The organism is Pseudomonas sp. P9_35 (assembly GCF_034008205.1).
GTDB classification, from domain to species: domain Bacteria; phylum Pseudomonadota; class Gammaproteobacteria; order Pseudomonadales; family Pseudomonadaceae; genus Aquipseudomonas; species Aquipseudomonas kilonensis.
The window spans coordinates 1311877-1327394 of sequence record NZ_CP125373.1; the positions used below are offsets into that span (position 1 = coordinate 1311877).

Below are 15518 nucleotides of genomic sequence, written 5' to 3' on the forward strand. Positions count from 1 at the left end.
CTCGCTATGACCGCTCCCACTTCGATTCGCCGTCTCAACGCTGCCGACCCGGATTTCGCACATCATCTGGATCATCTGCTGAGCTGGGAAAGCGTGTCTGACGACTCGGTCAATCAGCGGGTGCTGGACATCATCAAGGCTGTGCGCGAGCGTGGCGATGCGGCCCTGGTGGAATTCACCCAGAAGTTCGACGGCCTGCAAGTGGCGTCCATGGCCGACCTGATCCTGCCGCGCGAGCGCCTGGAACTGGCCCTGACCCGGATCACCGTGCCCCAGCGCGAAGCCCTGGAAAAAGCCGCGTCCCGGGTGCGCGACTATCACGAAAGGCAGAAACAGGACTCCTGGAGCTACACCGAAGCCGACGGCACCGTGCTGGGCCAGAAGGTCACGCCGCTGGACCGCGCCGGCCTGTACGTGCCGGGCGGAAAGGCGTCCTATCCGTCCTCGGTGCTGATGAACGCCATCCCGGCCAAGGTCGCCGGCGTGACCGAAGTGGTCATGGTCGTCCCCACCCCGCGCGGTGAAATCAACGAACTGGTGCTGGCCGCCGCCTGCATCGCTGGCGTGGACCGGGTGTTCACCATCGGTGGTGCCCAGGCCGTGGCTGCGCTGGCCTATGGCACCGAAAGCGTGCCGCGGGTCGACAAGGTGGTCGGGCCGGGCAACATCTATGTCGCCACCGCCAAGCGCCACGTGTTTGGCCAGGTCGGCATCGACATGATCGCCGGCCCTTCGGAAATCCTCGTGGTGTGCGACGGCCAGACCGACCCGGACTGGATTGCCATGGACCTGTTTTCCCAGGCCGAGCACGACGAAGACGCCCAGGCGATCCTGGTCAGCCCGGACGCCGAGTTCCTCGACAAGGTCGCCGCCAGCATCGACAAGCTGCTGCCGACCATGGACCGCGCCGAGATCATCAACACCTCGATCAACGGTCGTGGTGCGCTGATCAAGGTCCGCGACATGGAGCAGGCCATCGAAGTCGCCAACCGCATCGCGCCGGAACACCTGGAATTGTCGGTCGCCGACCCGCAGGCCTGGTTGCCGCAGATCCGTCACGCCGGTGCGATCTTCATGGGTCGCCACACCAGTGAGGCCCTGGGTGACTACTGCGCAGGCCCCAACCACGTGCTGCCGACTTCCGGCACCGCGCGCTTCTCGTCGCCGCTGGGGGTGTATGACTTCCAGAAACGTTCGTCGATCATCTTCTGCTCCGAGCAGGGCGCATCCGAACTGGGCAAGACCGCTTCGGTGCTGGCCCGTGGCGAATCGCTGAGCGCCCACGCGCGCAGTGCCGAGTACCGCATTCTTGACGAGCCATCCATTGAAGGGCAGGGGAACTGAAATGAGTAAATTCTGGAGCCCGTTCGTCAAGAACCTGGTGCCCTACGTGCCGGGTGAACAGCCGAAGCTGACCCGGCTGGTCAAGCTCAACACCAACGAAAACCCCTACGGCCCATCGCCCAAGGCCCTGGCGGCGATGCAGACCGAGCTGAACGACAACCTGCGCCTGTATCCGGACCCCAACAGCGACCTGCTGAAAGGCGCCGTGGCCCGCTATTATGGCGTGCAGAGCAACCAGGTGTTCCTGGGTAACGGCTCGGATGAAGTGCTGGCGCACATTTTTCACGGTTTGTTGCAACACGACCAACCGCTGTTGTTCCCGGACATCAGCTACAGCTTCTACCCGGTGTATTGCGGGCTGTACGGCATCCAGTTCGATGCGGTGCCGCTGGATGCGCAATTCCAGATCGACCCGGCAGACTACGCCAAACCCAATGGCGGGATCATTTTCCCCAACCCGAACGCGCCGACCGGTTGCCTGCTGGCGCTGGAAGCGGTCGAGCAGATCCTCAAGGCCAGCCCGGATTCGGTGGTGGTGGTCGACGAGGCCTATATCGACTTCGGCGGCGAGACGGCCATCAGCCTGGTGGATCGCTATCCGAACCTGCTGGTGACCCAGACCCTGTCCAAGTCCCGTTCCCTGGCGGGGCTGCGCGTGGGCCTGGCGGTGGGCCATCCGGACCTGATCGAAGCGCTGGAGCGGATCAAGAACAGCTTCAACTCCTACCCGCTGGATCGCCTGGCGAATGTCGGCGGCGCGGCGGCGTTCGACGATCGTGAGCATTTCGACCGGACCTGCCAGTTGGTCATCGAGCACCGTGAATGGGTCGTGGCCCAACTGCAAGCCAAGGGCTTTGAAGTGCTGCCCTCGGCGGCCAACTTCATCTTCGCCCGCCACCCCCGGCACGATGCGGCAGGGTTGGCGGCGAAACTGCGCGAACAGAGTGTGATCGTGCGGCACTTCAAACAGGAGAGGATTGCCCAGTTCCTGCGGATCAGCATCGGCACACCGGAGCAGAACCAAGCGCTGGTAGAAGCCCTCGGCGAACTCTAAACCCTGCGTTGAACCTGTGGGAGTCTGTGGGAGCAAAGCTTGCTCGCGATAGCGGTTTTGTTGTCCGTGACGACGCCATCGCGAGCAAGCTTTGCTCCCACAGTTGTTCTGCTGTGTTCGCAAGATCGGCATTCCACCGCCGATCCCCCTGTGGGAGCGAGCTTGCTCGCGAAGGCGGTGTGTCAGTTACTTCAATGTTGGCTGATCCGACGCTATCGCGAGCAAGCTCGCTCCCACAGTTGTTTTGGGGTGTTCACAAGATCGGCGTTCCAGTGCACTTCCCCCTGTGGGAGCGAGCTTGCTCGCGATTGGGCCTTTGGATCAGACCCTGAACTGATTGATCAACCGCCGCTGCTGCTCCGCCAGTTTGGTCAACCCGGCGCTGGCCGCGCTGGATTCGTCGGCGCCGCTGGCGACTTCGTTCGCCACTTGCCCGATGTTGATCACGTTACGGTTGATGTCGTCGGCTACGGCGCTTTGTTCCTCGGCGGCGCTGGCGATCTGGGTGTTCATGTCGTTGATCACCGACACGGCCTGGGTGATCGTTTCCAGGGCCTGGGCCGCTTTCGCCGCATGCTGCACGCTTTCGTCGGTGCGGTTCTGACTGTCTTCCATCACCCGCACCACGTCCCGGGTGCCTTGTTGCAACTGTTGGATCATTGTCTGGATTTCTTCGGTCGCCTGTTGCGTCTTCTGCGCCAGGTTGCGCACTTCATCGGCGACTACCGCGAAACCACGGCCCTGTTCACCGGCTCGGGCGGCTTCGATGGCCGCGTTGAGGGCCAGCAGGTTGGTCTGCTCGGCGATCCCGCGGATGGCGGTGAGGATCGCGTTGATGTTCTCGCTGTCCTTGGCCAGGGTCTGTACCACGCCCACCGCCTTGCCGATTTCCACGGCCAGGGCACCGATGGAGGTGGAAGTGTCCCTCACGATCTGCATGCCCTGGCTGGCAGCCTGGTCTGCATGGCTGGCGGCCTGGGCGGCTTGGGTCGCATTACGGGCCACGTCCTGGGCGGTGGCGGTCATTTCGTGCACGGCAGTGGCGACTTGATCGATCTCCGACATCTGCTTGTGCACGCCCTGGTTGGTGCGGATCGCGATATCGGCGGTGTGCTCCGACGAATCGCTGACGCTCTGCACCGAGGTCACCACCTGGGTGATCATGCCCTGCAACTTGCTCAGGAAGGTATTGAAACCCCTGGCGATCGCCCCCAGTTCATCGGCGCGGTCGCTGACCAGGCGAAGGGTCAGGTCGCCTTCGCCCTGGGCGATGTCATCGAGCATCGCCACCATCTGCTTGAGTGGCCGGGCAATGCCGTGGCCCACCAGCCAGATCACCAGCAGACCGATGCCGGCAATCACCAGGCCGACTATCGCCATGCCGAAGATGTCGGCCTGGCGCTGATGGTCGAGGTCTTTTTGCAGCGCTTGCAGGTCGGCCATGACCGCGTTCAGCGGCAGCTGCAACATCAGCGTCCAGCGGGCGTTGGTTTCGCCGATGCCGAACGGCATGTACACCTCGATATGCCCGTGTTCTTCGTCGATGTCATAGCGCACTTCGCCGGCGCCCAGCTTGGCGAGATTATCCAGTGCACTGGCGTCCAGCAGGTCGCTGGCCTTTTCTCCGAGTTTGCTCGGGTCCTTGGTGAAGGCAACCAGTCGATTGTTGCTGGAGAGCAAGGCCATCTCCCCTGCGCCGTCGTACAACTTGCCATCGGCGGCCACGAGCATGTCCTGGATGAAGTTCACCGACAGGTCGGCGCCGACGATGCCCTGGAACTTGCCATCGATCATGATCGGCTCGATGAACGAGGCGAGCATGGTCATCGTGCTGCCAACGCGATAGGGCGCCGGGTCGATCACGCAGGCTTTCTTGCTGTCCTGCGAGCACAGGTAGTACTCACTGGCGCGGATGCCGGTGGAAAGCAGTTTCTGGTCGGTCACGTCGGCGAGTTTTTCCAGGCCCAGGGAGCCGTCCTGGTTACGGAACCACCACGGCAGGAAACGCCCATTGGTTTCCATGCCCACCACCTGGCTGTTCACATAGTTGGCGTCGTCATGGTCGATGGCGTTCGGTTCCCAGGCGATGTAGGCACCGAGGATCTTCGGGTTGCGCACCACGGTTTCGCGCAACAGGCTGATCATTTGCTCGCGGGGCACCTTCAATTGCGGGTTGCCGTCCGTGCCGTTCATGCCCATCAAGGCGTTGCTGATGGCCAGGCCGCGGGCGAGCAGCAGCGGGGCTTCCAGTTCCCGCTGGATCAGGCTCGCCTGGGTGCGGGCCAGGGCAGTGAGGCGTTGTTCGATGAGTTGTTCGAACTGCGCCTTGGTCCGCTGTTGCACCATGTCCTGGGTGCGCGCGCCGGCAAACAGCGCGTACAGCACCAGGGCGCCCACCACACTGAGCACGATGGCACCGGCCAGGGCGGCTACGGAAAACTGGATCGATCTGAATTTCATAAAGGCTCCGGACGCGAAAGTGACGTCTGGAGCCGTTATCGGCGTTTCTATGGCGCGGCATGAGGCGTTGTTCGTCGGGTGACTGTTTTAGCTGCGTAGGTGTCGCAAATGGACTGTGTGGGGTCTGTCCGAAAAATCTGTAATCCTTCGTTATGTATCTGGCGCCGATACAAATCAAGGCCTAGGATACGCCCACGTTTCCAGGGAGCTTTTTTTACATGAACAAGACATTGATGGTGAGTGCTCTGAGCGCGGCTCTGCTGCTCACCGGTTGCCAGTCGGTCAATACCACCAGCGGCGGAGCCGTGGGCGTGGAACGCAAGCAGTACATGTTCAGCATGCTGTCGACCGATGAGGTCAACCAGATGTACGCCCAGTCCTATCAAAAGACGATGGGTGAGGCGAGCGCCCAGGGCGCGCTGGACAAGACCAGCAACGAAGCCAAGCGCATCCAGGCCATTGCCGACCGCTTGATCGCCCAGGCGCCCGTGTTTCGCCCGGATTCGGCGCAGTGGAAATGGGAAGTGAACCTGATCAAGAGCGATGAGCTCAACGCCAATTGCGGTCCTGGCGGCAAGATCATGTTCTATACCGGCCTGATCGACAAGTTGAAGCTGACCGACGCTGAAATCGCCGCGGTCATGGGCCACGAAATCGCCCACGCCCTGCGCGAGCACGGGCGCGAAGCGATGTCCAAGGCCTATGGCATCGAGATGGCCAAGCAGGGCGCTGGTGCCTTGTTCGGCCTGGGCCAGGACAGCCTGGCGTTGGCCGACACCGTCGCCAACTATGGCATGACCTTGCCCAACAGCCGTGGCAACGAGAACGAAGCCGACCTGATCGGCCTCGAACTGGCCGCCCGCGCCGGCTACGACCCGAACGCGGCGATCACCTTGTGGAACAAGATGGCCAAGGCCTCGGAAGGCGCGCCGCCGGAATTCATGAGCACCCACCCGTCGTCGAGCAGCCGTATCGCTTCGTTGCAGGCGGCGATTCCGAAGGTGATGCCGCTTTATCAGCAGGCCAAGAAGTAAGCCTCATCATGCTGTGAAACTGTTTTTGTGGCGAGGGAGCTTGCTCCCGCTGGGCTGCGAAGCGGCCCCAAAATCTTGCGGTCGCTGCGCAACCGAGCGGGAGCAAGCTCCCTCGCCACAACAGCCTCAAACCCACCCACTGCTCTGCATCGCCTTGTACACCGCCACGATCGCCAGGACGAAGAATGCCGAGGCGGCCAGGCGGCGGATCAGGGCCAGGGGCAGCTTCTCGGCGGCGAAATTGCCCGCCAGGACCACCGGCACGTTGGCAATCAACATGCCCACGGTGGTGCCGATGATCACCAACCACAACTCCGGGTATTGCGCGGCGAGCATCACCGTGGCGATCTGCGTCTTGTCGCCGATTTCCGCCAGGAAGAACGCAATCAGCGTGGTCAGGAACGGCCCGAACTTGCGGGCCGTGTTCGCTTCCTCATCGTCCAGTTTGTCCGGGACCAGGGTCCACAGCGCCGTGGCCGTGAAGCTTGCCGCCAGTATCCAGTGCAACACCGCATTGGAGAAAAATCCGCTGACCCAGGCCCCTACTGCCCCGGCGGCTGCGTGGTTGGCGAGTGTTGCAGCAATGATGCCGGCGATGATCGGCCAGGGCTTGCGAAAGCGAGCGGCCAGGATAAGTGCGAGCAATTGCGTCTTGTCGCCGATTTCGGCCAGCGCAACGATAGCGGTAGGTACGAGGAGTGAGTCCAGCATCAGGAATTCCTAAAGGGGCGGGTCGACACGGCTATGACACGTACAGCCTTCCCGCCCCGGGTAAGGTGTGCGTGTCATAGGTCTTGTCAAACCCAGCGACCATCTGCGTGGACGCTTGGGCCGCATACGCCATGGTCTGCTGACCAAGTATGTTGACGTATGCCGGGCGAGCATGGCGCTCGCGGGAGACTACTCCCCTAGGACGGAGCGGATTCTGCCTAGGCAAATCCGATTGAGCAAGTGCTGTTGCCTAAAAGATTTCAACCGCGCTTGGCCCGGTAGATGCGAAAGCCCTGGCCTTCGGCCTTGATGGCGCAGACGCCCAGATGCTCCTCGATCAGTGGCTGGTACTTGAGGAAACTATTGGCAACCAGCCGCAGTTCACCACCGTTTTTCAGATGTTTGGCGGCTTTTCGCAGCAGGTTTTCCGTGGCGTGGTAATCGGTGTGCACGCCGACATGGAACGGTGGGTTGCTCAGGATCGCGCTCAAGCCCATCGGCGCGGCGTCGATGCCGTCACCCGTCAGCACCTCGGCCTCCAGGCCGTTGGCGGCCAGGGTCAGGCGACTGCTGGCGGCGGCAAATGCGTCCACGTCCAACAGGGTGACGGTGTTGTGCGGATAGCGCCGCTTGACCGCGGCCCCCAGCACCCCGGCACCGCAGCCGAAGTCCAGCAAATGCCCGCTGGGCAGTTTATCCAGGTGTTCCAACAGCAGCGCACTGCCGCGGTCCAGGCGACCATGGCTGAACACCCCCGGCAGGCTGATGACCTTCAACGGGCCTTCGGCCAGGGGCAATTCGTAGGTCTGGGCCAGACTTTCCAGGGACTTGGCCTCGGGCGCGTTGGCGACGGTGACCTGCCACAGTTGGCAATGCCGCGCACTGTCGAGCTTGCGTGGCTTGCCGAACGGGTTGAGCTGCTTGGACGCGCCTTCGATGCCGCTGCGCTTTTCCCCCACCAGGTACACCTCGCGCCCGGCCAGGCGCGCCGCCACGGCATTGAGGATGTAGTCGGTCAGGTCCTTGGCCTTGGGCAGGAACACCACGGCCGTGTCGAACCCACGCTCGGGTATGTTCACGCCAAAGTGGCTGCGCTCGGGGAAGCGAGCGTCCAGCGCGGCCTGATCACCAGCGTGCCAGCACCAGCCATGGGCCTCTGGCAAACGGCCGAGCAGGTCATCGGCGGGCAGGCCGGCCAGCAAGACCGAACCCTGGAATAACTCGGCCTGACGAAGCAGTACTTCACTGCGCGGATCCATGGTCTGCTCCTTGAAAAAAAGTGCGGCAGTTTATCAACTGACGACACGCCGCGCTGTACCGCTGAAAAAGCCCTGGGCGTTTTCGCTCATTTGCCCGACGATCCGTTGCCGTGCCTCGCGGCTGCCCCAGGCGTTGTGCGGTGTGACGATCAAGCGTGGAATATCGCCGGCCAGCAGCGGGTTGCCTTGGGCCGGCGGCTCCACGCTGAGCACGTCGGTGGCGGCGCCCCCCAAGTGACCGTTGCGCAGGGCTTCGGCCAGGGCCTGTTCGTCGATCAGGCCGCCACGGGCGGTGTTGACCACGAAGGCACCGGGCTTGAGCTGCGCCAGTTCGCGGGCGCCGATGAAGTTCCGAGTGTGCTCGTTGAGCGGGCAGTGCAGGGTCAAGGCATCGACTTGCGGCAACAACTGCTCCAGCGGCAAGCGGTCGGGGCGGGCCGGGCGCCCGGGGATCTGCCCCAGCAGCACACGCATGCCAAAGGCTTCGGCCAGCCGCCCGACGGCACTGCCCAATTCACCATGGCCCAGCAAGCCCAGGGTCTTGCCTTCCAGTTCGACAATCGGATAATCCAGCAGGCAGAACTGCGAAGCCTCTTGCCAGCGACCTTCACCCACCGCTTTTTGATAATCGGCCAGGCGCGTCGCCAGGTTCAGCAACAGCATGATGGTGTGCTGGGCCACCGACGGTGTGCCGTAACCCTGGCAATTGCACACCGTGATGCCATGGCTGCGGGCGGCGGCCAGGTCGACATTGTTGGTGCCGGTGGCGCTGATCAGGATCAGCTTCAGTTCGGGGCTGGCCGCCATGGCCTGTGCGTCGATCACGATTTTGTTGGTGATCGCCACGGTGGCGCCTTTGAGCCGCTCGATGACCTGGTCCGGCGTGGTCCGGGCGAACAGTTGCAGGTCACTGAAGCAGTTACGCAGCGGGCCCAGGTCCAGGTCGCCGAGGTCCAGGGAAGGGTGGTCGAGGAAAACTGCACGAGCGGTGTTCGTCATCAGCTGTACCTTTTATGTGAAGAACCGAAGGCGTAATGTGACGAGCCTATCAGATGAAATGTGGCCATGGCGGCGTATACCTGTGGCGAGGGCGCAAGCGCTGGGCTCTGTAGGAGCTGGCGAAGCCTGCGATCTTTTGATCTTCGCTTGAGATTCAAGTGTCTGGGGAAAGATCGCAGCCTCGTTGCACTCGTCAGCTCCTACACGCAGTCGAGCGGGAGCAAGCTCCCTCGCCACGGGATTTCATCCAACAAAAGCTTGTCGCAAGGAGCTCCACCATGTACCTCACCGAATTCCTCACCGTCGCCCTGATCCACCTGCTGGCCGTTGCCAGCCCCGGGCCGGATTTTGCCGTGGTGGTGCGCGAAAGCGTGACCCATGGCCGGCGTGCCGGGACCTGGACGGCGCTGGGCGTCGGCACGGCGATTTTCCTGCATGTAGGGTATTCGCTGTTGGGTATCGGCCTGATCGTGTCGCAATCGATCGTGCTATTCAACGCGCTGAAATGGGCCGCCGCCGCGTACCTGCTGTACATCGGCTTCAAGGCACTGCGGGCGCAACCGGCCAAGCCCACCGAGGACAACCTGCACAAAGAGGCCGGTGAGCGTACCCCTCGCGGCGCGTTCACCTCGGGCTTCGTCACCAATGGCCTGAACCCCAAGGCGACGCTGTTTTTCCTGTCGCTGTTCACCGTGGTGATCAACCCACACACGCCGTTGGCCGTCCAGGCCGGTTACGGTGTGTACCTGGCGGTTGCGACGGCTGCCTGGTTCTGCCTGGTGGCGCTGCTGTTCAGCCAGCAACGGGTGCGCGCCGGTTTTGCGCGCATGGGCCACTGGTTCGACCGGACCATGGGCGCGGTGCTCGTCGCCATTGGGGTGAAGCTGGCGTTTACCGAGGCGCATTGACCGTTTCGCCTTTCCTGCGATCGCCCCATGCGGATGTGGGGCGATCAATGCCGTTGGCGGACGTAATCCATGAAAGCGTCGATGTTGTCATTGCATAGCAGTGGCGACACCGCCTTGACTTCCTCCGTCGGCCACTCCCACCAGGCCGACTCAAGCAGGGCCTGACGCACGGGTTCCTCGAAGCGCCAGCGAATGAACCGGCACGGGTTGCCACCCACCATGGCATAAGGCTCGACATCGCGTGTCACTACCGCCCCGGCCGCGACCACGGCGCCATGGCCGATGGTCACGCCCGACAGGATCATCGCTCCAGCGCAGATCCAGCAGTCGCTGCCAATCACCACGTCGCCCTTGGTCGGATTGCTGCCGGGAATGTCCCGGGCTTCGTCGATCATCAGTGGAAATGGAAACGTGCTGATCCAGTCCGTGCGATGCCCTCCGCCCAACAGGATCTTCACCCCTTGGGCGATCGACGTATAAGAGCCGATCTTGAGCGTCGTGTCGTCGCCGAACTCCATCACCTCGGGAATGCCATACGTGCCCACCCCGACCTGGTATTTGGGATAGCGCAGACGGATCTTTTCCGGCGCTCTTTCGAGTTTCTCCAGACGCCTGAGGTGCTTTCGCTCCTTTCGCTCCTTGAGTTTCTGCAAGAATTTCATGATTGGAACCTTGTCATCGGCCATCGCAAGACCAGTCGCTTGAAGCGCTTGAAACTGGTTTTGTTCCAGTGACGCCACGGGATGCTGCGCAACAGTTGCCAGGCTTCCTTCCGGTCTTCGACTACGGCGTACTTCAGCGCTTTGTGCACCAGCACCGTGCGGGCCGACTCGTAGGCGGGGTGGTCCCGATAGGGCTCGATGGCCTGCAGGTCCGACTTGAGCATCAAGCGGTATTTCCTTGACAGGTTATTGGGGTGGCGCCGATAGCGCGTGACGCTGATCGGTAATTCATGGATTGCATACCCCAGGCGGGCGATCCGCAGGGTGATCTGGAAATCCTGGACCCTTAGCTGCGGATCATAAAAATCGGCGTGCTGCAGGGTGCTCATGCGATACAGGGCCGTGGGTGCGCCGATGACCGTGGCGTCGCGCAGCAGATCATCGAAGGTATGCACCTTGATGTGGTCGCGCTGTTGCTCCTTGATGGTCCGGCCCTCGCTGTCCATGTAGATGACCAGCGCGCCGACACAGCCCACCTGCGGATGCTCGTCCAGGTATTGGGCACGGACCCGGATCGAATGGGGCAACATCACATCGTCAAGGTCCGGGGTTGCTACATAAGAGCCCTTGGCATACTTCAGCCCGTGGTTGAGTGCCGCACTGACGCCCTGGTTCTCCTGAGAGTAGAGCTGGAAATCGTAGGTTTGCTGCAACTGCCGCAGCATGGCGAGGCTGTTGTCAGTGGAGCCGTCGTCGACCACGATGACCTCAAGGTTCCGGTAATCCTGGGCAAAGAGGCTGTGGATCGCTTCTTCCAGGTATTTCTCGGCGTTGTAGCAAGGGGCCACGATCGACACAAGTGGCGCACCCTGAGGCTCGGTGGCCTGGGATGAGGTCGGTTCGTTGTTCATTATTCTCTGCCAAAAAGTGGTGGCATGCTGGAAACCTGCCAGGGCATTTTTCCCACAGGTTTTTGTAACTAGCCTGATACCTATGCTCGCTGTTGGATCCCGATCTGACAAGGTTTGGCTCCGCAAGGTTTGCGAAACCCGGCGATGGATGGCCCAAGGCTAGTATTTGCGTGCCAATCAAATCATTCCTTTGGCTGATTTGATCGGTGTATAAGCGCTCTAGAGTGCTAACTTCCAGCCAAGACCGTGCAGTCAGAAAAGGGACTCTTATGTTGCAGACTCGCGTTATTCCTCCAGCCGAAGGCGCCTATCAATACCCGCTGCTGATCAAGCGGCTGCTGATGTCCGGCACGCGTTACGAGAAAACCCGCGAGATCATCTACCGTGACCAGTTGCGCTACAGCTATCCGACGCTGATCGAACGGGTCGCGCGGCTGGCCAACGTGTTGACCGAGGCGGGGGTCAAGGCCGGTGATACCGTGGCGGTGATGGACTGGGACAGCCATCGCTACCTGGAATGCATGTTCGCGATCCCGATGATCGGTGCGGTGATCCACACCATCAATGTGCGCCTGTCACCGGAACAGATCCTCTACACCATGAACCACGCCGAGGACCGCTTCGTGCTGGTCAACAGCGAGTTCGTCGGCTTGTACCGGGCGATTGCCGGGCACCTGACCACGGTGGACAAGACCCTGCTGCTGACCGACCTGCCGGAAAAAACCGCCGACTTGCCGAACCTGGTGGGTGAATACGAGCAACTGCTGGCCGCCGCCGCCCCTACCTACGACTTCCAGGATTTCGACGAAAACTCCGTCGCCACCACGTTCTATACCACCGGCACCACCGGCAACCCCAAGGGCGTGTACTTCACCCATCGGCAACTGGTGCTGCACACCATGGGCGTGGCGACCATCATGGGGTCTATCGACAGCGTGCGGTTGCTGGGCACCAACGACGTGTACATGCCCATCACGCCGATGTTCCATGTCCACGCCTGGGGCCTGCCCTATGTCGCGACCATGCTCGGGCTCAAGCAGGTTTACCCGGGGCGCTACGATCCCGAATTCCTGGTCCAGCTGTGGCGCAAGGAAAAGGTCACCTTTTCCCATTGCGTGCCGACCATCCTGCAAATGGTCCTCAATTCCAAGGGGGCCCAGGACACCGATTTCGGCGGGTGGAAAATCGTCATCGGTGGCAGCGCCCTGAATCGCAGCCTGTACGAAGCGGCCAAGGCCCGGGGCATCCAGCTCACTGCCGCCTATGGCATGTCGGAAACCGGCCCGCTGGTGTCCTGTGCCCACCTCAACGATGAACTGATGGCCGGCAGCGAAGACGAACGCACCACCTACCGGATCAAGGCCGGTGTGCCGGGCCCGCTGGTGGAAGCGGCGATCGTCGACACCGAGGGGCGTTTCCTGCCGGCCGACGGCGAGACCCAGGGCGAACTGGTACTGCGCGCGCCGTGGCTCACCGAGGGCTATTTCAACGAGCCGCAGAAGGGCGCCGAACTCTGGGCCGGAGGCTGGCTGCACACCGGTGACGTCGCCACGCTGGATAACATGGGCTTCATCGACATCCGTGATCGCATCAAGGACGTGATCAAGACCGGTGGCGAATGGATCTCCTCCCTGGACCTGGAAGACCTCATCAGCCGTCACGTGGCGGTACGCGAAGTAGCAGTGGTCGGCATTCCCGATCCGCAGTGGGGCGAGCGGCCGTTTGCCCTGCTGGTGATTCGCGAAGGGCATCAGATCGGGGCTCGTGAACTCAAGGAACACCTCAAGCCGTTCGTCGAGCTGGGGCACTTGAGCAAGTGGGCGATCCCGAGCCAGATAGCCCTTGTTACGGAAATTCCCAAGACCAGCGTCGGCAAGCTCGACAAAAAGCGCATCCGCGTCGACATCACCGAATGGCAGAGCAACAACAGCACCTTCCTCTCCACTCTTTAGGCCTTTTTGCCGTGCCCGAAAGGGCACGGCAGCCCCACCAAGCAAGCGCTTGACTTGTCAAACCGCAAATTTCAGCCATCCTTGCCGTGCCGACACCTGTCGGCCTGGCGAAAGGACTGTTCCAGAGTGGTTGAGGGCTGCAAATCACACTTTAGAGGGATCAAGCCGTACTACCTGCTGGCTATAGTCCGCTCACGGATTCTCAGGAACGGGGCGCACGCACGAAAGGGCGATGCGACCTTGATGGATGTCGGGACGCTGCCGCTCCCAGCCATCGAGGTGTTCTTGAAATGTCCACTGCCATAACAATAATGCACATGGAGTAGCGTCGATGACCTCAGCAACCACGTTCTGGCGCCGGGCAAAACTGCCTCTGGCGGTCAGTCTCGCCTCTTCGCTCGCCGGGCCAGCATTCGGCGTCAGTTTCAACATCGGTGAAATCGAAGGCCAGTTCGACTCGTCCCTGTCGGTCGGCGCGAGCTGGTCCACGGCCAACGCCAACAAGGACCTGATCGGTGTCAACAATGGCGGCAAGGGTTTGTCGCAGACCTCCGATGACGGCCACTTGAACTTCAAGCGCGGGGAAACCTTCTCGAAGATCTTCAAGGGCATCCATGACCTGGAACTGAAGTACGGCGATACCGGCGTGTTCGTGCGCGGCAAGTACTGGTACGACTTCGAACTCAAGGACGAAAACCGCCTGTACAAGGACATCAGCGACAACAACCGCAAGGAAGGCGCCAAGTCCTCCGGCGGACAGATTCTCGATGCATTCGTCTACCACAACTACGCCATCGCCGATCAGCCGGGTTCGGTCCGCCTGGGCAAACAAGTGGTCAGCTGGGGTGAAAGTACCTTCATCCAGGGCGGCATCAACTCCATCAACCCGGTCGACGTGTCCGCGTTCCGTCGCCCTGGTGCCGAGATCAAGGAAGGCCTGATCCCGGTCAACATGTTCTACGTCTCCCAGAGCCTGACCGACAATCTGTCGGCCGAAGCCTTCTACCAGTTGGAGTGGGACCAGACCGTTGTGGATAACTGCGGTACGTTCTTTTCCCAGCCGGATGTGATTGCCGATGGGTGTACCGATAATTTGCGGGTGTTGAGCAAGCGTTCCACGCTCCCAGCCGCCGCGTTGGGCCCAGCGGCCGCACTGGGTGTCGACGTCAACGAAGAAGGCGTACTGGTACGCCGCGGGCCGGATCGCGACGCCCGTGACAGTGGTCAGTGGGGCGCTTCGTTGAAGTACATGTTCGAGCCGCTGGACACCGAGTTCGGTGCCTACTTCATGAACTACCACAGTCGTGCGCCGATTTTCAGTGCCACGGGTGCCTCGCAGTCGGTCTACAACATAGCTGCAGGATTGCCCCCTCCGTTTGCCGGACTGGCGCCTCTGCTGGTTGCAGGCAACTCGCAATATTTCGTCGAATATCCGGAAGACATTCGCCTCTACGGCCTGAGCTTCTCCACGACGCTGCCTACCGGTACGGCGTGGAGCGGTGAATTGAGCTATCGCCCGAATGCACCGGTGCAATTGAGCACCACCGATATCCTGTTCGCCGGCGTTCGCCCGCTCGGTGGTCCTACGTTGGGCAATGCGTCGCTGCTCACGGGTGTGCCAGGCCAGGATCTGCATGGTTATCGCCGCAAGGAAATCACTCAGTTCCAGACCACCTTCACCCACTTCTTGGATCAGGTCATGGGCGCCAGTCGCCTCACACTGGTAGGTGAAGTCGGCGTTACTCATGTTGGAGGCTTGGAAAGCAAGTCGGACGTTCGCTACGGTCGTGACCCTGTCTTTGGTCCGGGTCAACTGCCCGCCGGAGCCTGTGACAGGCTCAACGGCGCTACCGCCGCAGGTGGCGGCCAGACCATCAACGACGTGAACAGCAACTGCAACAACGACGGCTTCACCACCTCCACCTCCTGGGGCTACCGCGCGCGCGCCATCTGGGAATACCCGGACGTCTTCGCGGGTGTGAACCTCAAGCCCAACGTGGCCTGGTCCCATGACGTCAAAGGCTACTCGCCAGGCCCTGGTGGCAACTTCGAAGAAGGCCGCAAAGCGGTCAGCCTCGGGCTGGATGCCGAGTACCAGAACACCTACAACGCCAGCCTGGCCTACACCAACTTCTTTGGTGGCGACTTCAGCACCGTGGACGATCGCGACTTCCTGGCGCTCAGCGTCGGCGTGACCTTCTAAGCACCGTATTTCAGGACGACA

12 protein-coding genes, 1 pseudogene and 1 riboswitch are annotated in these 15518 nt (G+C 61.7%); of the genes and pseudogenes, 6 read left to right on the top strand and 7 right to left on the bottom strand.

Annotated features, from left to right (window positions below; all coding sequences use genetic code 11):
* Positions 1-6: 6 nt before the first annotated feature.
* Together hisD and hisC are read left to right on the top strand one after the other, a co-directional pair.
* Positions 7-1344: a histidinol dehydrogenase gene (gene hisD / locus QMK47_RS05605; RefSeq protein WP_212797519.1), complete on the top strand. Its 1338-nt coding sequence runs from the start codon at positions 7-9 to the stop codon at positions 1342-1344.
* A gap of 1 nt (position 1345) precedes the next feature.
* On the top strand, positions 1346-2398 hold the full coding sequence (gene hisC, locus QMK47_RS05610) for a histidinol-phosphate transaminase (protein ID WP_320389908.1): 1053 nt from the start codon (positions 1346-1348) through the stop codon (positions 2396-2398).
* A 321-nt stretch (positions 2399-2719) separates the two neighbouring features.
* On the opposite strand, the gene QMK47_RS28675 is transcribed toward hisC, so the two are convergent.
* A complete protein-coding gene (locus QMK47_RS28675; protein ID WP_373557688.1) occupies positions 2720-3562 on the bottom strand; it encodes a methyl-accepting chemotaxis protein in 843 nt (280 codons plus the stop codon).
* A gap of 15 nt (positions 3563-3577) precedes the next feature.
* A pseudogene (locus QMK47_RS28680) lies at positions 3578-4858 on the bottom strand (HAMP domain-containing protein); the annotation flags it as partial.
* A 218-nt stretch (positions 4859-5076) separates the two neighbouring features.
* On the opposite strand from QMK47_RS28680, the gene QMK47_RS05620 reads away from it, so the two are divergent.
* Positions 5077-5892, top strand: a complete 816-nt coding sequence (locus QMK47_RS05620; protein WP_214511263.1) for a M48 family metallopeptidase — start codon at positions 5077-5079, stop codon at positions 5890-5892.
* Positions 5893-6018: 126 nt separating this feature from the next.
* Here the strand turns inward: QMK47_RS05620 and QMK47_RS05625 are convergent, their stop codons facing one another.
* From QMK47_RS05625 to QMK47_RS05635, 3 genes are all read right to left on the bottom strand, one after another.
* Positions 6019-6603, bottom strand: a complete 585-nt coding sequence (locus tag QMK47_RS05625) for a TMEM165/GDT1 family protein (RefSeq protein ID WP_214511264.1) — start codon at positions 6601-6603, stop codon at positions 6019-6021.
* A gap of 89 nt (positions 6604-6692) precedes the next feature.
* Positions 6693-6813, bottom strand: a riboswitch (yybP-ykoY riboswitch).
* Positions 6814-6863: 50 nt separating this feature from the next.
* Positions 6864-7862 carry a class I SAM-dependent methyltransferase gene (locus QMK47_RS05630; protein WP_253471654.1) on the bottom strand — a complete coding sequence of 333 codons (999 nt, stop codon included), beginning with the start codon at positions 7860-7862 and terminating at the stop codon, positions 6864-6866.
* A 33-nt stretch (positions 7863-7895) separates the two neighbouring features.
* Entirely contained in the window at positions 7896-8861 is a 966-nt protein-coding gene (locus QMK47_RS05635; RefSeq protein ID WP_253471656.1) for a 2-hydroxyacid dehydrogenase, read from the bottom strand.
* A 278-nt stretch (positions 8862-9139) separates the two neighbouring features.
* Between QMK47_RS05635 and QMK47_RS05640 the strand changes: the two genes are divergently transcribed.
* Positions 9140-9769 (top strand): LysE family translocator, encoded by a 630-nt coding sequence (locus QMK47_RS05640; RefSeq protein WP_072346960.1) that lies wholly within the window; start codon positions 9140-9142, stop codon positions 9767-9769.
* 44 nt (positions 9770-9813) lie between these two features.
* On the opposite strand, the gene QMK47_RS05645 is transcribed toward QMK47_RS05640, so the two are convergent.
* On the bottom strand, positions 9814-10431 hold the full coding sequence (locus QMK47_RS05645; RefSeq protein WP_320389910.1) for a CatB-related O-acetyltransferase: 618 nt from the start codon (positions 10429-10431) through the stop codon (positions 9814-9816).
* Positions 10428-11342 carry a glycosyltransferase family 2 protein gene (locus tag QMK47_RS05650; RefSeq protein ID WP_320389911.1) on the bottom strand — a complete coding sequence of 305 codons (915 nt, stop codon included), beginning with the start codon at positions 11340-11342 and terminating at the stop codon, positions 10428-10430. Before QMK47_RS05650 ends, QMK47_RS05645 begins: the two co-directional genes overlap by 4 nt.
* 269 nt (positions 11343-11611) lie before the next feature.
* Between QMK47_RS05650 and QMK47_RS05655 the strand changes: the two genes are divergently transcribed.
* Positions 11612-13294 carry a fatty acid--CoA ligase gene (locus QMK47_RS05655; protein WP_320389912.1) on the top strand — a complete coding sequence of 561 codons (1683 nt, stop codon included), beginning with the start codon at positions 11612-11614 and terminating at the stop codon, positions 13292-13294.
* 331 nt (positions 13295-13625) lie between these two features.
* Complete coding sequence (locus tag QMK47_RS05660) at positions 13626-15497, top strand: DUF1302 domain-containing protein (protein WP_253471664.1); 1872 nt, start codon at positions 13626-13628, stop codon at positions 15495-15497.
* Positions 15498-15518: the final 21 nt, after the last annotated feature.